20 protein-coding genes and 1 pseudogene are annotated in these 19,592 nt (G+C 40.3%); 7 read left to right on the top strand and 14 right to left on the bottom strand.

The annotated features are described in order from the left end of the window. Positions 1 to 633 (bottom strand): helix-turn-helix domain-containing protein, encoded by a 633-nt coding sequence (locus IEU81_RS07445; protein WP_186089489.1) that lies wholly within the window; start codon positions 631 to 633, stop codon positions 1 to 3. A 113-nt stretch (positions 634 to 746) separates the two neighbouring features. Here IEU81_RS07445 and IEU81_RS07440 point away from each other — a divergent pair, with 113 nt between their 5' ends. Further along, complete coding sequence (locus tag IEU81_RS07440) at positions 747 to 1,427, top strand: phosphatase PAP2 family protein (protein WP_092595890.1); 681 nt, start codon at positions 747 to 749, stop codon at positions 1,425 to 1,427. Between the two features lie 40 nt (positions 1,428 to 1,467). Here the strand turns inward: IEU81_RS07440 and IEU81_RS07435 are convergent, their stop codons facing one another. The 8 genes and pseudogenes from IEU81_RS07435 to IEU81_RS07400 form a co-directional block, all read right to left on the bottom strand. Further along, on the bottom strand, positions 1,468 to 3,138 hold the full coding sequence (locus tag IEU81_RS07435) for an ABC transporter substrate-binding protein (RefSeq protein ID WP_186089490.1): 1,671 nt from the start codon (positions 3,136 to 3,138) through the stop codon (positions 1,468 to 1,470). 93 nt (positions 3,139 to 3,231) lie between these two features. Continuing rightward, complete coding sequence (locus tag IEU81_RS07430) at positions 3,232 to 3,942, bottom strand: gamma-glutamyl-gamma-aminobutyrate hydrolase family protein (RefSeq protein WP_186089492.1); 711 nt, start codon at positions 3,940 to 3,942, stop codon at positions 3,232 to 3,234. 81 nt (positions 3,943 to 4,023) lie between these two features. Continuing rightward, positions 4,024 to 4,731 carry a gamma-glutamyl-gamma-aminobutyrate hydrolase family protein gene (locus IEU81_RS07425; RefSeq protein WP_186089494.1) on the bottom strand — a complete coding sequence of 236 codons (708 nt, stop codon included), beginning with the start codon at positions 4,729 to 4,731 and terminating at the stop codon, positions 4,024 to 4,026. 110 nt (positions 4,732 to 4,841) lie between these two features. Then, a complete protein-coding gene (locus tag IEU81_RS07420; protein ID WP_186089495.1) occupies positions 4,842 to 5,441 on the bottom strand; it encodes an alpha/beta hydrolase in 600 nt (199 codons plus the stop codon). 18 nt (positions 5,442 to 5,459) lie between these two features. Further along, a complete protein-coding gene (locus IEU81_RS07415) occupies positions 5,460 to 6,074 on the bottom strand; it encodes a flavin reductase family protein (RefSeq protein ID WP_092595901.1) in 615 nt (204 codons plus the stop codon). An 11-nt stretch (positions 6,075 to 6,085) separates the two neighbouring features. Beyond that, on the bottom strand, positions 6,086 to 6,979 hold the full coding sequence (locus IEU81_RS07410; RefSeq protein WP_186089497.1) for a VOC family protein: 894 nt from the start codon (positions 6,977 to 6,979) through the stop codon (positions 6,086 to 6,088). A gap of 14 nt (positions 6,980 to 6,993) precedes the next feature. Beyond that, positions 6,994 to 7,948: pseudogene (gene mhqE, locus IEU81_RS07405) on the bottom strand (ring-cleaving dioxygenase MhqE). A gap of 18 nt (positions 7,949 to 7,966) precedes the next feature. After that, positions 7,967 to 8,407 carry a MarR family winged helix-turn-helix transcriptional regulator gene (locus IEU81_RS07400; RefSeq protein WP_186089498.1) on the bottom strand — a complete coding sequence of 147 codons (441 nt, stop codon included), beginning with the start codon at positions 8,405 to 8,407 and terminating at the stop codon, positions 7,967 to 7,969. Positions 8,408 to 8,612: 205 nt separating this feature from the next. Between IEU81_RS07400 and IEU81_RS07395 the strand changes: the two genes are divergently transcribed. Genes IEU81_RS07395 through IEU81_RS07380 form a run of 4 tightly spaced genes read left to right on the top strand, consistent with a single transcriptional unit; the run spans position 8,613 to position 12,885 of the window. Then, positions 8,613 to 9,419, top strand: coding sequence for a GNAT family N-acetyltransferase (locus IEU81_RS07395; RefSeq protein ID WP_186089500.1), 807 nt, complete (start codon positions 8,613 to 8,615; stop codon positions 9,417 to 9,419). After that, positions 9,416 to 10,522 carry an o-succinylbenzoate synthase gene (gene menC, locus IEU81_RS07390; RefSeq protein ID WP_186089501.1) on the top strand — a complete coding sequence of 369 codons (1,107 nt, stop codon included), beginning with the start codon at positions 9,416 to 9,418 and terminating at the stop codon, positions 10,520 to 10,522. The genes IEU81_RS07395 and menC overlap by 4 nt, the downstream gene beginning before the upstream one ends. A gap of 18 nt (positions 10,523 to 10,540) precedes the next feature. Further along, on the top strand, positions 10,541 to 11,590 hold the full coding sequence (locus IEU81_RS07385) for a YkvI family membrane protein (protein ID WP_186089503.1): 1,050 nt from the start codon (positions 10,541 to 10,543) through the stop codon (positions 11,588 to 11,590). 23 nt (positions 11,591 to 11,613) lie between these two features. Continuing rightward, positions 11,614 to 12,885, top strand: a complete 1,272-nt coding sequence (locus IEU81_RS07380; protein ID WP_186089504.1) for a M20 family metallo-hydrolase — start codon at positions 11,614 to 11,616, stop codon at positions 12,883 to 12,885. A gap of 42 nt (positions 12,886 to 12,927) precedes the next feature. Here the strand turns inward: IEU81_RS07380 and arsC are convergent, their stop codons facing one another. Genes arsC through IEU81_RS07365 form a run of 3 tightly spaced genes read right to left on the bottom strand, consistent with a single transcriptional unit; the run spans position 12,928 to position 14,946 of the window. After that, the gene (gene arsC, locus IEU81_RS07375) at positions 12,928 to 13,329 is read right to left on the bottom strand and encodes an arsenate reductase (thioredoxin) (RefSeq protein ID WP_092595926.1); all 402 of its coding nucleotides are present in this window, start codon (positions 13,327 to 13,329) and stop codon (positions 12,928 to 12,930) included. Positions 13,330 to 13,341: 12 nt separating this feature from the next. Next, positions 13,342 to 14,631, bottom strand: coding sequence for an arsenic transporter (locus IEU81_RS07370; RefSeq protein WP_186089506.1), 1,290 nt, complete (start codon positions 14,629 to 14,631; stop codon positions 13,342 to 13,344). Then, positions 14,632 to 14,946 (bottom strand): ArsR/SmtB family transcription factor, encoded by a 315-nt coding sequence (locus tag IEU81_RS07365; RefSeq protein WP_186089508.1) that lies wholly within the window; start codon positions 14,944 to 14,946, stop codon positions 14,632 to 14,634. A 160-nt stretch (positions 14,947 to 15,106) separates the two neighbouring features. Between IEU81_RS07365 and IEU81_RS07360 the strand changes: the two genes are divergently transcribed. Then, positions 15,107 to 15,313, top strand: a complete 207-nt coding sequence (locus IEU81_RS07360; protein WP_186089509.1) for a YSIRK-type signal peptide-containing protein — start codon at positions 15,107 to 15,109, stop codon at positions 15,311 to 15,313. Between the two features lie 82 nt (positions 15,314 to 15,395). After that, complete coding sequence (locus tag IEU81_RS07355) at positions 15,396 to 17,615, top strand: choice-of-anchor I family protein (RefSeq protein ID WP_231957207.1); 2,220 nt, start codon at positions 15,396 to 15,398, stop codon at positions 17,613 to 17,615. Positions 17,616 to 17,663: 48 nt separating this feature from the next. Here the strand turns inward: IEU81_RS07355 and IEU81_RS07350 are convergent, their stop codons facing one another. Both IEU81_RS07350 and exaC read right to left on the bottom strand, forming a co-directional pair. After that, positions 17,664 to 17,999 (bottom strand): DUF779 domain-containing protein, encoded by a 336-nt coding sequence (locus IEU81_RS07350; RefSeq protein ID WP_184283313.1) that lies wholly within the window; start codon positions 17,997 to 17,999, stop codon positions 17,664 to 17,666. Further along, positions 18,000 to 19,520 (bottom strand): acetaldehyde dehydrogenase ExaC, encoded by a 1,521-nt coding sequence (gene exaC / locus IEU81_RS07345; RefSeq protein WP_186089511.1) that lies wholly within the window; start codon positions 19,518 to 19,520, stop codon positions 18,000 to 18,002. It lies immediately after the preceding gene. Between the last annotated feature and the right edge of the window lie 72 nt (positions 19,521 to 19,592).

Genomic DNA, 19,592 nt, shown 5'->3' with positions numbered 1-19,592 from the left:
CTACAGCAGTATATTTTTATTTTCCAGCCGCTGTGAAATTGCCTGCACAATAAATGCATCATCCAGAAGACCGATAGGCAGCAGATAGTCTGGCAGCAGGTCTGTCGTTACGATAAAATAAAGCAGGGCTGCCCCAATTAATATTTGATCTCTAGGGTGACCGTTCCCTTGTAGAAAATGACAGTACATTGCCTTCAGCTGATCTATATATTTGCCGATGCCCGATGTTTTTTCCATCTTAGCTTTAAATTCTTTACGTATTTTTTCTTTACCCGATATTGTTTGACTCCGTTTTTTAAAAACTTCGATTTCCTGATTGACGCGTTCGTAAGTAATTTCTTCATCCGTTCCACCCAGTTCATGAACTACTTTTTGTACTGCTTTCCACGTCTGTTTAAGTTCATCACTTTCAGAATCCGTAAATCCTGCCATCTTTAATAACTGTTCCAGCTCTGTTCCGAAACTCTCTGAAAGTTTTTTTAAATGATTTAAATTTGCTGTCCTTTTGCCATTTATAATTTTAGACAGCGTTGCATGATCGATGTCCGTAAGTTTACTCAGTTCTCTTAACGAGAGACTGCGGCTTTTAACCTCATTTTTTAAAAAATTCTGCAGCTCTTTTTGATTATCCATAATATCACCACTCTTCTCTATATAAGCATAATGAATGTTATTAGAATGATGACAAATTGTCAACAACATGTTAGATTAGATAAATCTATCGTAAACAAGAAAGAAGATTAGAAATGAAAAAAACTTTTAATATTACAGCATTTATTTTTTTAATAATATTTTTAATCATTGCAGCCGGAGTTATGACGGGCAGCAGGTGGGTAGAAAAGATTGACTTATCGTTAATCAGTCTTCTTCAGGCTAACGTTACAGAAACCGGAGCTTCTGTCATATCGATTTTGACTAATATTGGCGGAGTAGAAGAAATTATTATCTTTACTCTTGCCGCTGTTATCATCTTGTTCATCAGAAAAATGTACGTTGCAGGATTTTGGTTCGGACTGACAGTGTTTGTGAGTCCGGGAGTTCTCGTCAGCATCATAAAATTAATCGTTGACCGCGACCGCCCGGATTTTTTAAGGCTCGCTTTTGAATCGTCTCAAAGCTTCCCAAGCGGCCATTCGACCGCATCTACTGTATTTTATGGTCTGATAGCTGTCAGTCTTATATTGTTAATCCATACGTTATGGAAAAGAGTTCTGATTGGTATTCTGGCGTTTGCCCTCATCTCGTTTGTGATGGCTTCAAGAATATATCTTGGAGTCCATTTTCCAACAGACGTTCTGGCCGGCTTCTCTTTCGGTACTGCCAGTGTGCTTTTCTCACTCGTTTTATACCAGTCTGTCAGAACAAAATTTCAAGCATGGCTGTCCAGTAAAAATATACAAGATAAAAGCCCCTCCCTCTTCCAATAAAAAAAGCATTGCCGATTACGGCAATGCTTTTTTTACTGTCTTATTCAGGGAATGTTACATTTTCAATTCTGACGATTCCCACGGGATCAAGTTCAACATCTTCTACAAGTGTATTGTTAACCCCTATACCGAGCTCACCGTAATACAGCGGTGTAATCGGCAGATCTTCCATTAGTATTTCCTGTGCTGTCGCATATGCTGCAATACGTTCTTCATCACCGGAAGTCTGCTGCCCTTCTTCAAGGTAACTGTCGAGTTCCGGATTAGAGTAGTTCCAGCGGTTGCCCGACCCTACAGAGTCCGTGTGGAACATCGGATACAGCCCGTAGTTTGGATCCCCCGTAACTGTAATCCACTGAAGCATGAACATATCATGATCACCCTGGTCCGCCATTTCTAAAAAGGCTCCGTGTTCATATTGTTCAATTTCAACATTGATACCAAGTTCACTTAATGACTCCTGAATAATCAGAGCAATATCTCTGTTCTGTTCGGAATCAGAAGTCCAAATCACAGTATCAAAACCGTCAGGCACACTGGATTCAGCCATATAGTCTTTAGCTAATTCAAGATCAAACGGTACTTCTTCCATATCAGCATTGTGTGCAAATACTGAGGGTGAAATATGGTTCTTCGCATGAAGCCCGCGGTCATTTAATACACCGCTGATAATCTGCTCTCTGTCAATCGCATGAGAAATTGCTTTTCTGACATTTTCATCATCAAACGGCTCTTTCTCGTAGTTGAATGCAACATAGGTCATGGATAAGCCATCCTGGTCGATAATATCTGTATCTTCATGATCCCGAACGCGGTCCATCGCTTCTGTATCGACGTTATCAGTAACGCCGATACCGCCGGTTTCAAGCTCGGCAAGACGTGCTGAGTTCTCAGGAATAACACGGTATGTCACAGTATTGAACTCACGTTCTCCGCCGTGGAAATCTTCAAATTTCTCAAGTACGATTTCATTACCCGGTATACGTTCCTGCAACTTCAAATGTCCTGTACCGTCAGGTTTCTCGGAAATTATCGCACCGACATGAGAACCGATTTCTTCAGACACCGCTTCGAACTCATCTCCGCCTTCTTCACGCAGTTCGTAATATTCTTCGAGCGTAACATCAGAGCCTGCTTCATCTAAAGCATTCTGATAATCTTCATCGATGACCTCCTTGCTTAAGATTCCCGCTGTATTATGCGCCAGATGACTCGGCAGCGGTGTAAATGGATAATCCGTCGTAAAGACAATTTCATGATCATTTACAATTTCAATATCGTTAATCATTTCAAACATAAAAGCAACGGATGAACCGACCGAAGGATCCATTACACGGTCGAGAGTTGCTTCAACATCTTCTGCAGTAAAATCTGAGCCGTTATGGAAGGTAACATCTTCTTTCAGCTGAAGAGTCCATTGATCATCATCCTGTTCAAAAGATGTTGCAAGTCCTTCCCCAAATTCCATGTCGACATTCTGTTCTACCAGCGTGTCAAAAATCTGAGTACGCAGCTGAGCTGACGGAATATCGTTCGATACATGCGGATCAAGAGACACCGCTTCATTAATCATTCCGATAACTAAATCATTTCCAGAAGCATCTCCGCTTGATTCACCTTCTGCCGCTTCATCCACATCACTGTCATCCGTACAGGCAGCCACAATCAGCAGCATCGCAAAAAGCATAAACAGCCATATCTTTTTCTGCATAAACATTTCATCCCCTCTATATGTATACGCTTACATATAGAGCATACCTTTCGGTAACCGAAATTACAATAAGATTTTGAAAGATTCTGTAAATTAAGTTTGTGAATCTGCAGCCTTTAGAAATGCTTTGAAAATTTTCTGCGATGCTTCATCCGCTAAATAAGTGCCTTCTGGATGCCACTGAACACCTAACACGAAGTCATGTTCTGTACTTTCAATCGCTTCAATAATTCCATCTTCCGATGTTGCGGATATGATAAATTTTTCAGCATTATGCTTATTCGCCTGATGATGGAAACTGTTTGTGCGTATTTCTGTCTCTCCGATTATTTCATGCAGCTTCGTCCCCTCACTTATTGAAACACTGTGAGATAAGTAGTCCTTCGCTGCATCCTGATTATGTTTAATCGTCACGTCACCATGCTGTGAATAGATATCCTGATACAATGTACCGCCCTGCTGCACGTTCAATATTTGAGCGCCTCTGCAAATTCCCAAAATCGGTTTATTTGCTGCCAGTGCATATTCTATCAGCTTCATTTCATATAGATCGCGTCCCGGCTCTATTGCCCCCATCTTTTGATGCGGGTTTTCTCCAAAAAATTTAGGTTCTACATCGTCACCACCGGACAAGAGCAGACCGTCTATACTCTCTATCTGCTTTCTAATTAACGTCTCATCTTCAACTTTAGCCAGTATGACCGGCACCCCTTTTTCACCTGAAATTGCAATACTGTAGTTTTCAGGCAGTCTGAGACCGTCACTGCTTATAAATGTTGTCACTCCAATAACCGGATTTGCCATATCACTCTCTCCTTATCCCTATATTTGAACTTCATACTATCAGAATATTTTAAATTTAACAGTTAAAAAAGAAACAGCAGGCTATTTGCCCGCTGCTTCGACGAAACTTCTTATAATATTTTGCGAAGATTCATCAGTATGATAACGCTCTTCTGGATGCCACTGCAGACCGATGACAAAGGCATGATCTGTACTTTCTATCGCTTCAGTAATGCCGTCATTTGTTTTTGCCGCAACATGGAAGCCATGTGCTACTTTATCCACTGCCTGGTGATGATTACTTATAGTAAATATCTCTTCCTGCTTCACAATGTCGTACATCTTGCTTTCTTTTTTGATTGTCACTTTATGTGTAAAGTGCTCCTTGCTGTCATTTCTCTGATGCTTAATCAGTTCTTTCCCATCAATCTGACTGTAAATATCCTGATAAATCGTTCCACCCTCGTGAATGTTCAGCATATGTGAACCGCGGCATATTCCTAAAATAGGAATGTCTCTCTTTAAGGCAAAATCGATAAGCTTCCATTCATATTGATCGCGCTCAGGTTCCACATTGCCCAGTTTCTGATGTGGATCCTGATCGTATAAAGCTGGATCTACATCATCCCCGCCTGTAAGCAGCAAAGCATCTATACTATCTACTTGTGCTTCTATTAAATCCTCATTTTCTATCTCCGGCAGCAGTACCGGAACACCGTGCTCTGAACTAATAACATCTATAAATCTTTTAGGGATTTCCAAATTATTTTTACCGATAAATGTTGTAATACCAATAAGCGGCTTTTTCATAGCAATTCTCCTTTTTATATCTCAATAGCTATATATAGCCCGATTATTTAGCACTCAACCTTTTTATTATAAAAAAAAGATGCATACCTCAAGGATACACGTCACTTCCATTAATTTTGTTTATCAAGCCATGCTTTACCAGCAGCTAATGCCTCTTGCGGGAGCGTATGGCCTTTTACCCATATATGCGTTACATCGGCGTTACGGTTTTCAAATAACTGAATGACCCGCTCGCTTTCTACTTCCGGCACGATTGGGTCCGCTTTGCCCAGCGACAGGAATACATTCACATCGCTAAAGTCTTCTTTCACTTCGATATCTGCTGGATATAACGGTGCAAACAACATCGCTTTTTTAAATTTATCTGCCTGCTGCAGCATAAGCTGAATCGCAATATTTGACCCATTTGAAAAGCCGACGAAGATGACATCTTCTAATTTAAAATCATATTCCTTCGCTTTTTCTGCGATGAATGTGTAAAGCTCATTGCCTCTGAACTCAAGGTCTTCCCAATCATAATTCCCTTCACCGAGACGTCTGAAGTATCGGTTCATACCGTTTTCTTTAACGTTACCCCGTATGCCCAGTACATTATATTCCGGGTTTAAAGCTTGCGCCAGCGGCAGTAAGTCCGTTTCTGTACCGCCTGTACCGTGCAGCAGTACAAATACAGGTGCGCCTTTTTTATTTTCTTTATAAACGTGCTCCATTACTAATCACTCCTAAGATTATTCTGGTCTTTCTATCGTAAACATCTTACCGATTTCTGCGTAATCATTGCCTGCCAGCCTGCTGACTGCACCAAGCGCCTTAATATCGACGTAACCGTTTGACTCATCGTATACTGAATCATCGATATGATAATGTTCAATTTTTAAAAATAAAACATCAGTTGTCGCTTCATCACCATGATAGATCACGTGATTATCATACAATGTTGTTTCAAATCTGACCTTGGATTCATTTAATCCTTCGACATCGACTGCTGTCGATTTTACCGGTGTAAATGCAGCATAATTTAGTTCGCTGTCTTCCGGCGCTAATTGTGCTGCAGTAATATTCGCTAAGTCAACATTATCTGTATCGACAACATGGACAACCGCTTCTTTCGTTTCTAATATATTTCTCGCCGTATCTTTTGTTCTGCCGTTTACTCTCTGCACAGCAATCGACAACATCGGCGGCTTATAAGTCACGATATTGAAGTAACTGAACGGCGCTGCATTAATTACACCATCTTTGGATTTTGTTGTAACGAGAGCAATTGGTCTCGGCACTACGGTACCGATTAAGATTTTATTTTTAGCTTTCGTATCTAAATCTTTATCAGAAAAACTGAACATAGTGTCACTCCTTACAAATCCAGCTTAGGCAGTTCCTTTTCAAACTGTGTTCTTCTGTCTTCATATTGCGGCGGCAATTGTAATGATGTGCCAAGTTTCGATTTGTCTTCATCCACATCGAAACCGGGTTCGTCCGTTGCAAATTCAAAGACAACATCCCCCCGTTCACTTAAATAAATAGATTTAAAGTAATTTCTATCTCTGACTTCAGTAACTGCGAATCCTTTATCACGCAATAAGCCTTGCCATTCTTCGAGCATTGATAATTCCGGCAGCGACCATGCAATATGGTGGACTGTCCCGATACCGAATCGTCCTCTTGGTGATGGCGGAATTTCAGTAATTATATGATGTTTTTCTTCACCCGCTGTTTCGAAGTGGTAGTTACGATCATTGATATCCAGCTGATTTAGGCCCATCGTTCTGACTAATAATTCCTTTGTGCCATCTGGATCAGATGATAACAGTACTGCACCGTGGAATCCAATAATTTCATGGTTTTCACGTGCTGTATCATCTTCAATTAAAGCGAGTTCAAGTCCGTGAACATCATCGAATTCCAACGTGTCCTGTCCGAATAATTGGCTGATCTTAGTCGAGATATTCAATTTATCAAAATGCTGCTGCCATTCGCTCATGCTGCCTTTGGGAATTCTAAAGCCGATTCGTCCAACTTGTCCGCTTCCTTTTTGTCCGGGTCTGTCCACCATCCAGTTAAAGAAAGTGATTACCGTTCCCGGAGTCCCGTCATAGTCTGCAAAGTACAGATGATAAACACCGGAATCATCAAAATTGACCGTCTGTTTAACCATTCTTAAGCCCAGAACATCTCTGTAAAATTTAATGTTTTCGTTTGGATCTCCAACGATAGCTGTAATATGATGAATTCTTTTAATTGCCTGCATTTTAATTACTCCTATTATTTATTTCGCGTCGTGTCGAATGGTCTGATCTGCGATTCAATATATTCGCGTTTTGGCTCAAGGAATGGCGGCAGTGCCAGGCTTTCACCTAATGTTTCATAAGGTTCATCATCCATAAAACCAGGTCCGTCTGTAGACAATTCAATAAGAATATGACCGATACGTGCATATAAAGCACCGAAATAAAAGCGGTCTACGAGACCTGAATTGCCTATACCGATTTGTTTATATTTTTCTTCCCATGATGCTAATGCAGCCTGATCTTCTACTCTGAATGATACGTGGTGAACTTCACCGTAGCCTTGACGTCCTTCCGCACCTTCATCTTTACGAAGAATAACCTGACCGCCGTTACCGCCTTCGCCGACGTTTAAGAGCGTTACTTTATCTTCTTCAAGAATGGGTTTCATACCATATAGTCAGTACTTTTTTGAAATCATCGTAGTAGCTGACAGTAATTTCAATGGGTCCTAAACCATAAACTGCTTTATCTTCAGGGACCGGACCATTTTTCCATGGCTGACCCGGAGCGACACCTTCGTTATTTTCATCAGAAAACAGCTGGTATCGCTGCCCGTCTTCTTCTTCAAAAGGCAGTACTTTTTTACCGAATAATTCTTGAATCCCCTCATGCTTAACATTGTGTTCTTCAAAGCGGTTTAAATAATATTCAAGCGCTGCATCATTCGGCACTCTGAGACCCGTTCTTGAAATAGAGTTTGTACCTTTAGATCCTTTAGGATTGTTCGGGAAATCAAAAAATGTCATATCTGTACCTGGTGAACCGACGTCATCTGCAAAAAATGTATGGTAGGTTTGAATATCATCCTGATTTACAGTTTTTTTAACCAGTCTCATACCGACAACTTCGGTCATAAATTCATAATTTCTCATCGCCTTATTCGTCATTGCAGTAACGTGGTGTATCCCTTTTAAATTATTATTGGTCATTATAAATTCCTCCAAATTTTATTTTAATAAGCTCTCTGCGTGCATACCGATTCTCTTCAATAATTGAATTGCATCTTCAACTTCATCATCGTTCCACTCATCAAAAATCGTATTGATCAGCGCTTCCTGTTCCGTGACTCTTTTATCCATATATGCTCTGCCTTCATCCGTCATACAAGCAAACATTACTCTTCTGTCTTCAGGACATTTTCTTCTGTACAGAAACTTTTTCTTCTCAAGTTTGTCGATGACATACGTGATGCTGCCTCCGCCCATCAGTATCTTTTTACCGATAGCTTGAATCGGCTGGTCTCCTTTGTGATACAACAGTTCCATTACTGCATATTCATTGAGGTTAATTTCTTTCTTCAAAAAATCCTGTTTAATGAGTTTTTGGACTGACTGTGAGGATTTGATAAACACTGTAAATGCATTAATTCTCGCTTCTTTTTCGTTCATGTTTGCACCTCCCTTTCCAGCACAGAGTAATATATTAAATTTAATATATATGAAGTATAATACTTCGAATTCTAAATATCAAGTATTTTATATTAAATTTAATATATTTTTACAAACTTTACGTTATCAGAAAATTTGTTGTATTCCGACATCTATTGTGCTAATGTTAGGAAAAAATTACTTTTTCAGATAAAGAAGGTTAGACATGATTACACTCAAAGAACTGACTAATATCGAAGAACTGGAACAATTAGAAATCATTGAGCAAAACGTGTGGGGCATGGAATCTCTTCCGGTTCATCAGACATTAACCGCAGTTAAAAATGGCGGGATAATTGTCGGTGCATTCGACAGCAATAGGATTATAGGCTTCAGCTATGGATTTGCCGGATTTAAAGATGATCAGGTCTATTTATGCTCACATATGCTTGGGATTGAAACTGAGTACCGTTCTAAGAAAATAGGAGAACAGCTGAAGAAAAAGCAATTGGAAATTGCACAGCAAAAAGGCTATACAGAGATTCATTGGACCTACGATCCGCTTGAAACAAGAAACGGATATTTAAATTTATCAAAACTGAATGGCATTTCTTCAGTGTATATGGAAAATGCATACGGCGAGATGAAAGACGGTTTAAACAAAGGACTTCCATCTGACCGTTTTGAAGTCCACTGGCATATCACGAGTGACCATGTTAAAAACCCGCCGGTATATGACAATCTAATTTTCTTAAATTCAGTCAGTAATCACAGTCAAGTACCGGTCTGCAGTCAGCTGGACGATACATCACTTACTGAAGCAGTTTATGCTGTAGAAGTTCCAAAAGATTTCCAGCGTATAAAAAATGAAGACAAGAACGCTGCACTCGACTGGAGAATGAAGACGAGAGAATTATTTAATAAACTATTTGAATCCGGCTATGCAGCTATTCAATTAATTCCCGGGAAATATACGGCACACTACATATTTGTAAAAAAAGATACGTTAAAACTTGGAGGAAATCAAAAATGAAAATAGACAATATAACTATTAGACATATGGAAATGGATTTAAAAGCACCATTTACAACCAGCTTCGGTACATTTGAAACTAGGGAGTTTCTGCTGCTGGAAGCAGTCGATACAGATGGAACTTCAGGCTGGGGAGAATCTGTCGCTTTTAATGTTCCATTTTACAGCGAAGAAACCGTACAAACGAACTGGCATATGCTGGAAGATTTTTTAATACCCCTTATCTTACATAAAGAAATCAGCCATCCTGATCAAGTAACTGAAATATTTTCATCAATTCGTAAAAATAATATGGCAAAATCTGCAATTGAAGCTGCTGTATGGGATATATATGCCCAGCAGACTAATCAGTCTCTTGCCAGTGCTCTCGGCGGTACAAGAAAAACAATCGATGTTGGTATAAGCATAGGTATACAGGATTCTATTGAAGAATTGGTAGAGATTGTAGATGGTTTTATCAATGAAGGATACAAACGAATAAAAGTTAAGATTAAGCCAGGCTGGGATGTCGAAGTAATGCGTACACTGCGCAACACTTTCCCAGATGTCGCTATTATGGCCGACGCGAATTCTGCTTACCGTCTGGAGGATATAGATTTACTAAAACAGCTCGATGATTTTGACTTGATGATGATTGAGCAGCCGCTCGCTTCAGATGATATTATCGACCACGCAACATTACAAAAAGAACTGAAAACACCAATTTGTCTAGATGAAAGTATCCACTCTCTTGAAGATGCCAGAAAAGCAGTGGAGCTCGGCAGCACTAAAATTATCAATATTAAAATAGGACGAGTCGGCGGTTTAACTGAAGCCGTTAAAATCCATAATTACTGTAAGGAAAATAACATTCCCGTATGGTGCGGCGGAATGCTTGAATCGGGTGTCGGCAGGGCGCATAACGTTGCGCTCACAACTTTATCTAATTTTACTTTACCCGGCGATACAGCCAGCTCCAGCAGATATTGGGATAAAGATATTATAGAACCTGAAGTCGTCTCGGAACATGGTGTAATTAAAGTACCTGAACTTCCTGGTATTGGATATAAAATTAATCGCGACACTGTTGAGTCATTTACTAAATCAAAAAAACACTATAAATAAGACAAAGGAAAGATGCATATGAAAAGAAGTTTTCAAATAGGGAGTGCCTTTGTCGGCTTAATCGTCGGAGCAGGATTTGCCTCCGGTCAAGAAGTCATGCAATACTTTACCAGCTTTGGAATGATGGGGACTATAGGCGGTATCGTTACTGCTCTGCTTTTTATATTTCTAGGCTTCACTTTTGCAAGACTGGGAACAAACTTAAAAGCTGATTCTCATAAAACAGTTTTATATTACATAGGCGGTAAATACATTGGGCCGATACTCGATATAGTGATTACATTTTTCCTTTTTGGAGTCGCAGTCGTCATGTTTGCCGGAGCAGGATCAACATTCAATCAAATGTTCGGAATTAGTGCAGCAGCCGGCAGTGTTATTATGGCCATTGCCGTTATTTTAACGTTATTGCTTAATACAAATAAAATCATCGGTATTATAGCGACAATCACGCCGTATTTAATTGCCATTATTTTTATCATCTTAATATACTCTATTTTTACGATGGACCTGTCATTAGCTGAAGCAGATGCCCTGGCTAGAGAAGAAACTTCAGCAACATCCAACTGGCTCTTAAGTGCTTTCTTGTATGTATCTTATAACTTGGCAGCAGGTGCAGCACTACTGATTATAATGACAGGAAATGAAAGGAATAAAAAAGTCGCAGGTATGGGCGGTATACTCGGCGGTTTGATGTTAGGTGTTTTAATTATACTGATTCATATTGCCATGTTGTTTAGAATTGATATCGTTGGCGGCAAAGAAATGCCTACTCTTGAACTTGCCAGTCAAATACACCCGGCAGTAGGGCTGCTGACCGCAATCGCATTGCTTGGAATGATATATAATACTGCTGTCGGTATGCTGTATTCCTTTACAGTTCGTTTTATAGCACCTGAAAGCAAGTCTTTCCGTCCGGCGGTCATTGTGATTGGCATCCTTGGATTCATCGCAAGCATGGTCGGGTTTACAACTCTTGTCGGCAGTGTCTATGTTGTTATGGGTTATCTCGGCTTTGCATTAATTATACTCGCTATTGCGGCATGGCTGCGTAAGCCAGTCAGAAAGTAATTTACACAGGAGGAAATAACCTTATGCTAGAAAAATTATTAAAAGATTATAATACCGAACTGAGTTCAGATGGAATAGATGGAAAACGGCTGGCTGAAAGATTCGATGCTATTTCTAAAATTGGTACAGTACCTGAAGGCGGCGTCAGTCGTAAGGGATTTTCCCCAGAAGAAAGGCAAGCCAAGAATTTAGTCATCAGCTGGATGAAGGATGCCGGATTAACTGTGACGGAAGATGCTGCAGGTAATGTCTTCGGACGATTGAAAGGCAATGATGATACTTCATCTATTGCCTCCGGTTCACACCTTGATACAGTACCCTCAGGCGGGAACTTTGACGGTGTACTTGGGGTACTGGCGGCATTGGAAGTCGCAGAAGCATGGAAAGCTTCATCGTATACTCCTGAAAAATCATATGAAGTCGTTATCTTTTCTGATGAAGAAGGCGCACGTTTCTCGAGCGGGGTATTCGGCAGCAGAGCGTATATGGGGTTAGTGGATGATCAACTCATCAGTATTTTAAGAGACAGCGATGGTTCGGACTTATCAACGGTATTAAAAGCCTACGGTTCTTCACTGGAAGCATTTAAAAACATTGAAAAAAGAGACTGGAACTTCTTTACCGAAGCTCATATCGAACAAGGTAAATTATTGGAGAAAAACAATCTCCCGGTAGGTATTGTCAGCGGTATTGCCGGACAGGCTTGGCTCGAAGTTGAATTTAAAGGATTAGCCGGACATGCAGGAAATACACCAATGAATGACAGACAAGATGCATTGGTTGCTGCAGGACGCTTTGTCAGTGAACTGGAAAAACTTCCTCCAAAAGTCAGCGATACGGCAGTTGCTACAGTCGGTAAACTGACCGTTACACCAAACGGTGCTAATGTTATACCCGAATCAGTAAAAATGATTGTCGATATTAGAGATATTCATGAAGATACTCGTAATCAGCTGATTGAACTTGTCCAAGATAGAGCAGAAACAATTGCTGTAGATAGGAATATCGGCGTTACAGCGAGCGTTACTTCCCGTGTAAAACCCATTCCAATTGATGATACTTATAAAAATGAACTGCAAGATATTTTAACAGATATGAGTATTGAGCCGATGGAACTGCCGAGCGGAGCAGGGCATGATTCTATGAATATCGGCCTGGAACTTCCAGTTGCTATGATATTTGCACGCAGTAAAGACGGCATCAGCCATAATCCGAAGGAATGGACATCATTGGACGACTGCGTGACGACGGTGCATGTTTTGAAAACACTTTTAGAGATACAAATGAAAAAATAGAAAATGGCTGGGAACTTCATTTATAAGAGTCCCAGCCAATTTTTATCTCCCGGTTTCTTTAAACTGTTTAATCCGTTCCCCAATTTCATCTCTGACTCTTTGAAATTCTGCCCATTCTTTTCCTGCCGGATCATCAAATCCCCAATGTGCCTTCGTGACATTAGGCGGCAGTACTGGGCAATTCTTATCTGCATCGCTGCACAAAGTGACGACTAAATCTGATTGATTCAAAATATCTTGCTGAATCAAATCAGAGGTTTGCCCGCTGATATCAATACCTGTTTCTAACATAGCTTTTACGGCATTAGCATTCACGCCGTGCGCTTCTATACCGCCGGAATATACATTCCAGCCTTCACCTAGTATTTCCTTACCCAGTCCTTCAGCCATCTGACTGCGGCACGAGTTTCCTGTACATACAAAATATATCGTCTTTTTCTTCATGTTCATCCTCCTTTAAAATAACAGCAGTGCAAGATACAGACCCATCAATGTCATAATTAGCACAGGTGGTGTAATCAATATCCCAATTTTAAAATATGTGCCCCATGATATCTTCATATCTTTTTTCGCAAGTACGTGAAGCCACAAGAGCGTCGCCAATGAACCAATCGGTGTTATTTTCGGACCTAAATCAGAACCGATAACGTTCGCATAAATTAAGCCTTCTTTAATCACATCAGTTGTTCCGGTGTCGCTGATTGCTATCGCATTAATCATAACTGTCGGCATATTGTTCATAACAGATGACAGTATCGCTGCAATTGCCCCCATACCCATCACGGTCGCCAAAAGACCATATTCAGTTATATCGACAATAAGATCTGCCAAGACATCAGTCAGACCCGCATTTCTTAAACCGAAGACAACTACATACATTCCAATAGAAAATACAACGATGTTCCACGGCGCGCCTTTGACAACCCTCGACACGCTGACTACTTCAGATTTACTTGCCAGAAGCAGAAATATTATAGCGATAAATCCTGCAATGAATGAAACGGGTACCTGTATAAATTCACTGGCTAAATAACCTGTCAGAAGCAGTATCAGTACTGCCCATGATAGTTTAAACATATTTTTATCTTTAATCGCCTCATGCGGCAATTTTAAACTGCTGTCATCAAACGATCCAGGAATGGACTTTCTAAAGAATAACCACAGAACGAGAATACTTGAAACCAGTGAAAATATATTCGGTATAATCATATGTAAAAAATATTCAATAAATCCAATACTAAAATAATCAGCTGACACGATATTAACTAAATTACTGACGATTAAAGGCAGTGAAGTCGTGTCTGCAATAAAGCCGCTGGCAATGACAAATGGAAAAATCACTTTCTCCTTAAAGTTTAAATTGCGCACCATAGCTAAAACAATTGGTGTCAAGATTAATGCAGCACCATCGTTGGCAAAAAATGCAGAGACAACAGATCCAAGGATTGCAATATATATAAACATTTTCAGTCCGTTTCCCTTAGAAGCTTTAACCATATGACGTGCAGACCATTCAAAAAAACCTACTTCATCTAAGATTAGAGAGATGAGAATAACGGCAACAAATGTCAGCGTCGCATTCCAGACAATCCCTGTGACTTCTACTATATCGCCAAGCGATACAACACCTGTTATAACGGCTAGCGTTGCACCAGCCATTGCAGTAATACCAATGTCCAGACCTCTAGGCTGCCAGATTACAAATATTAAAGTAATTATAAAAATAACGCTTGCAAGTATGATCATTTAACAGACACCTTTTTTCATCGTTCGACATGCACAGTTGTCATTTTCTGTATTGATTAACTGCAGATGATTAGAAAGATTGTTCATCGTTGAATGGTTAATCTGGTACATCACTTTGTTGCCCGCTTTTCTTTTTGACACAAAATTACTGTTTACAAGCATCTTCATATGATGACTCAAAGTTGGCTGAGAAAAATCAAAGTGTTCAAGTAAGTCACATCCGCACAGCTCTCCGCAGGATAGTAAATCTAATATTTCGAGACGGCTCGGGTCCGCTATTATTTTTAATAGTGAAGCAGTTTCATTGTAAGTCATATTTTAACCCCCATTAAATTATATATAGATTACCATCTATATATATATTCGTCTATATAGATATTTTAAAAATTTTTACATTTTCTATACTTAAATAAACATTAACTTAACAGTGCTATGCTACTTTTAATTACGAAAACTAAATAATCGGAGGATACTTATGAACATTCAAAACAGCACTGGCAAAAGGAATACATATGGTATTAGAAAATTGAAAACAGGGGTAGGGTCTATTCTCCTGGGATCATTACTTATTACAGGTTTCAGTCAAACTGCAGAAGGGGCAGAAGTGACTGAAGATACTGCAGCTGCTGACGAAACTGCTGAACAGACTGAAGAACTCCCTGCTGAAGAAACTCCCTGCTGAAGAAACTCCTGTATCCGAAGCTGCTCCTGCAGATGAGATTGCTCATAATGATAACACTGAAGAAACTGTCATTACTGAGGAAGTGACTGAAGACAATTTAGAAACTGAAGTTGAAGAAGTACCTGAGGAAGAGTCAAATATTCTTGTTGATGAAGCTGTAATTACTGAAGAAGAAGTGACTGTTGAAGAAATTGCTGAAGATACTGAGAATGAACCAGTTGAATCACATTTACAGGATGAAGTAATGACTGAGGAACCGGCAATTGAAGAAACAGTGACTGAAGTGCCTGCAGATAATGTTGCAGAATCCGAAGTGACTCAAGATGATGTTTCACAAGAAACAGTAAAATCTGATTATCCTGAGACATCGAACGAAGAAGTAAAAGTGTCTCATAAGGGCCGTTACGAAACTGGTGCCCCATTTGATGAAGCAGGTACTGAAATCGTACAGTTCAACAGCAAAAACAAATATTTATATTCAGTCAACGGCTATGAAACATCTCTCGATATTATCGATGCCTCTACTGATAACATGACATTAGTCGACCAAATCTTTTTAGAAGATTACGGTATTGAAGCAGGTGACTTAACTAGTGTCGCTATTAATCCCAGCGGTGAATACATTGCCGTTGCGGCTCCCGCTAAAGTTAAAACGGATAATGGTCAAGTTGTTTTCTTCGACAGTATCGGTGCTTATTTAAATCGTTTAACAGTCGGTGCTCTGCCTGATATGGTTACTTTCACACCTGACGGCCGTTATTTACTCGTTGCAAATGAGGGTGAATTAAACGATGAATATACTGTAAACCCTGCAGGCGGTGTGTCTGTCATTTCTACTGACCAATCTCCGGATCAGCTGACTCAAGACGATGTCACAACTGTCGATGTTACTGCTGAAGATTTACCTGAAGATTTCAGACCGCTCGGTCCGAATCCCGAAGCGTATCACCTGAATGCCGAGCCTGAATATATCGTTGTAGATAAAAATAGCGAGTATGCCTATGTTGCTTTCCAGGAAGTCAGCGCTATTGGAAAGTTTGATATCGAAAATAAACAATTTACCGAAATTTCTTCTATGGGATATAAAGATCATTCTGTAGCAGGCATGGGTCTCGATGCTTCCGATAAAGACGGCGGTGCAAATATTAAACCCGTTCCTGTTCTTGGTATGTATCAGCCGGATGAAGTTTCTCTATATGAAGTAAACGGAGAAACATATATTGTCACTGCTAACGAAGGTGATTCTCAAGATTACGATGGGTACAGTGAAGAAACGAGAGTCAGCGATATTAAAGATTTGATTCAACTGGATGCTCAGTACTATGAAGGCTTTACTCAGGAAGAGCTCGATTTACTAGTCGCAAATGGTTTGTTTGATGATGATCAGCTTGGAAGATTAACCGTCACTATGGATCATCCGTTTAAAGATGGCGATATCCACAGAGCAATCGTGGCGTTCGGTGCACGTTCATTCTCTATACTGCGTGCTTCTGATATGCAGATGGTTTACGACAGCGGTGATGACTTTGAACAGCAGACTCTAAAATACAATCCAGACTGGTTTAATGTTGACATCGAAGCGCCGGATGAACTGACTATGGACGGACGCAGCGATAACAAAGGTCCTGAAACAGAGTCGGTTGTTGTCGGTACTGTCGGAGAGCAGCAGTATGCCTTTATCGGTTCCGAAAGAACTGGAGGATTTTTCATATATAATGTTACAAATCCAGATGCGCCATATTTTGTGGACTATATTTACGATGCTTCACTGACTGATATTTCTCCTGAGGGCATGGACTTCGTTTCAGCAGAAAATAGCCCTGATGGCATTCCAATGCTTGTTATCGGACACGAACTCTCAGGTACTATTTCAACCTTCTCACTTGAGTCTCTGCTCGAGTCTGAAACAGCAGAAGAAAATACGAATGAAGACAACACAGATGAAGATGCCGCCGGCATAATAGATCAGAACAGTGATAATTCTAGTAGTAACGGCAATGAAAGTGCTGAAGAGAATATTGTTTCTGAAGTATCTTCATCAGCTGAAAATATGATTGCTGACGGACAGCAGACAGTCGATTCAAGCATCATATCGGCCACTGAAAATAACATTTCAGATCATACAGAAAATGCTTATACAGCAGTCGTTTCAGACAATGGCAACGCCGCTACTTCAACGATAGAAGACATCCTTCCAAATACAGGTGAAGCGGCTAGAAACACGACGCTTCTTGCCAGCTTACTGCTCATGGTCGGCAGTGTTTTCACGGTCTTTAGAAGAACTAAAAAAGAAGAGCTTTAAAAATAAAAGAGTCACATATGACATTACTCAGTCATATGTGACTCTTTTTTATTCTATCGGTTCACTTCTAATATGAAACCGGACACCTCTCGGTCCTTCTACACTAAACATACCGCCGATGCCTTTAACAACATCAAGCGTAATTTGCGTATGCTTCCAGTATTCATACTGCTTATGGTTCATATAAAAAGGCACACCTTCTATTTCACCAAGCTGCACGTCGACATCTCCTATAATCATCATGCCTTCTTTTAGGCACATCGGACTGGAACCGTCGCAGCACCCCCCTGACTGGTGAAAAATTAAGTCTCCGTGTTCTTCTTTTAATTCTTTAATAAGTGATCTGGCCTGATCAGTCGCATAGACTTGTTCAAGTACTGCCAATTAGAAAAATCCTTTTGGTGATTCACTGTAGCTGACCAGCAGGTTTTTAGTCTGCTGATAGTGTCCAAGCATCATCTTATGGTTTTCCCGGCCAATACCACTCATTTTATAACCGCCAAATGCTGCGTGAGCAGGGTAGTCATGGTAAGTGTTTACCCATACACGACCCGCCTGAATTGCACGTCCTAAACGATATGCTCTGTTCTGGCTGCGTGTCCATACGCCTGCGCCAAGTCCGTACAGTGTATCGTTTGCAATTTCGATTGCTTCATCGTCATCTTTGTAAGTGGCTACTGCAAGTACCGGCCCAAAAATTTCTTCCTGGAAGATGCGCATCTTATTATGGCCTTTAAAGATAGTCGGTTCGAAATAATATCCGTTTTCGATATCGCCGTCGACTTCTTTTAAGTTTCCGCCTGTCAGTATTTCTGCCCCTTCTTTTTTACCGATATCAAGATAAGAAGCAATTTTTTCTTTCTGTTCATTTGAAGTCTGAGCACCCATCATAGTGTTCGGATCTAACGGATTGCCGACTTTAATTTCTTCAACACGTTTGATGACGCGTTCCATAAATTCATCAAAGATATCTTCATGCACTAATGCACGTGATGGACAAGTACATACTTCCCCTTGGTTTAATGCGAACATTACTAAACCTTCGATTGCTTTATCCAGATATTCATCATCTGCATCCATAACATCTTTAGCAAAAATATTCGGTGATTTCCCGCCTAATTCCAGCGTTACAGGGATAATATTTTGACTGGCATTCTGCATAATGATACGGCCTGTCGTCGTTTCGCCGGTAAAGGCAATTTTATTAATTCCTGTATGAGTTGCAAGTGCCTGTCCTGCTTCTGAACCAAAGCCGTTAACGATGTTGAGTACACCTTTAGGCAGCAGGTCTCCTATAAGTTCTGCTAAGTGAAGAATTGTCGTCGGCGTTTGTTCTGCCGGCTTTAGGACAATCGAGTTCCCCGCAGCAAGTGCCGGTGCGATTTTCCAGGTCGCCATTAAGAGCGGGAAGTTCCACGGAATAATCTGTCCAACAACACCCAGCGGTTCGTGGTAGTGGTACGCGACTGTATCATTGTCAATTTGTGAAATACCGCCTTCTTGTCCTCGGATAACACCTGCAAAATATCTGAAGTGATCAACGACTAACGGCAAGTCAGCATTCAGGGTTTCACGAACAGCTTTACCATTCTCGAACGTTTCCAGTACAGCCAGTTCTTCTAAATGTTTTTCAACCCGGTCTGCAATTTTCAAAAGTATATTGCTTCGTTCAGTCACTGAAGTCAATCCCCAAGACTTCTGCGCTTCACGTGCTGCTGCGACCGCTTTATCTACATCGTCCTGTTTTGAGCGAGGTACTTTTGATACTTTTTCACCGATTACCGGTGATTCATTATCGAAGTATTCCCCGTCTGAAGGTGCCGTCCACTCTCCGCCGATATAGTTTTCGTACTGCGTTTTAATCTTATACTTAGCGTCTGCTTTATTCGGAAATTCAAATACCATTACATTTCCCCCTTGTTATATTTATTGATACTTTCATTCTACCTAAATCCAAAGCCAAATGTAAAGGCTTTC

The organism is Jeotgalicoccus aerolatus (assembly GCF_014635205.1).
Classification (GTDB): domain Bacteria; phylum Bacillota; class Bacilli; order Staphylococcales; family Salinicoccaceae; genus Jeotgalicoccus; species Jeotgalicoccus aerolatus.
The sequence above is the reverse complement of the archived record's forward strand: the minus strand, read 5'-3'. Positions and strand labels throughout refer to the sequence as shown.

Bases quoted from the DNA above. Each gene is read 5' to 3' on its own strand.
- IEU81_RS07380 (WP_186089504.1), top strand. From the start codon at position 11,614: ATGCTAGAAAAATTATTAAAAGATTATAATACCGAACTGAGTTCAGAT.
- IEU81_RS07415 (WP_092595901.1), bottom strand. From the start codon at position 6,074: ATGTTCAGTTTTTCTGATAAAGATTTAGATACGAAAGCTAAAAATAAA.
- IEU81_RS07360 (WP_186089509.1), top strand. From the start codon at position 15,107: ATGAACATTCAAAACAGCACTGGCAAAAGGAATACATATGGTATTAGA.
- IEU81_RS07410 (WP_186089497.1), bottom strand. From the start codon at position 6,979: ATGCAGGCAATTAAAAGAATTCATCATATTACAGCTATCGTTGGAGAT.
- IEU81_RS07445 (WP_186089489.1), bottom strand. From the start codon at position 633: ATGGATAATCAAAAAGAGCTGCAGAATTTTTTAAAAAATGAGGTTAAA.
- IEU81_RS07370 (WP_186089506.1), bottom strand. From the start codon at position 14,631: ATGATCATACTTGCAAGCGTTATTTTTATAATTACTTTAATATTTGTA.
- IEU81_RS07420 (WP_186089495.1), bottom strand. From the start codon at position 5,441: ATGGAGCACGTTTATAAAGAAAATAAAAAAGGCGCACCTGTATTTGTA.
- IEU81_RS07430 (WP_186089492.1), bottom strand. From the start codon at position 3,942: ATGGCAAATCCGGTTATTGGAGTGACAACATTTATAAGCAGTGACGGT.
- IEU81_RS07440 (WP_092595890.1), top strand. From the start codon at position 747: ATGAAAAAAACTTTTAATATTACAGCATTTATTTTTTTAATAATATTT.
- menC (WP_186089501.1), top strand. From the start codon at position 9,416: ATGAAAATAGACAATATAACTATTAGACATATGGAAATGGATTTAAAA.
- IEU81_RS07385 (WP_186089503.1), top strand. From the start codon at position 10,541: ATGAAAAGAAGTTTTCAAATAGGGAGTGCCTTTGTCGGCTTAATCGTC.
- IEU81_RS07400 (WP_186089498.1), bottom strand. From the start codon at position 8,407: ATGAACGAAAAAGAAGCGAGAATTAATGCATTTACAGTGTTTATCAAA.
- IEU81_RS07435 (WP_186089490.1), bottom strand. From the start codon at position 3,138: ATGCAGAAAAAGATATGGCTGTTTATGCTTTTTGCGATGCTGCTGATT.
- IEU81_RS07365 (WP_186089508.1), bottom strand. From the start codon at position 14,946: ATGACTTACAATGAAACTGCTTCACTATTAAAAATAATAGCGGACCCG.
- exaC (WP_186089511.1), bottom strand. From the start codon at position 19,520: ATGGTATTTGAATTTCCGAATAAAGCAGACGCTAAGTATAAGATTAAA.
- IEU81_RS07425 (WP_186089494.1), bottom strand. From the start codon at position 4,731: ATGAAAAAGCCGCTTATTGGTATTACAACATTTATCGGTAAAAATAAT.
- arsC (WP_092595926.1), bottom strand. From the start codon at position 13,329: ATGAAGAAAAAGACGATATATTTTGTATGTACAGGAAACTCGTGCCGC.
- IEU81_RS07395 (WP_186089500.1), top strand. From the start codon at position 8,613: ATGATTACACTCAAAGAACTGACTAATATCGAAGAACTGGAACAATTA.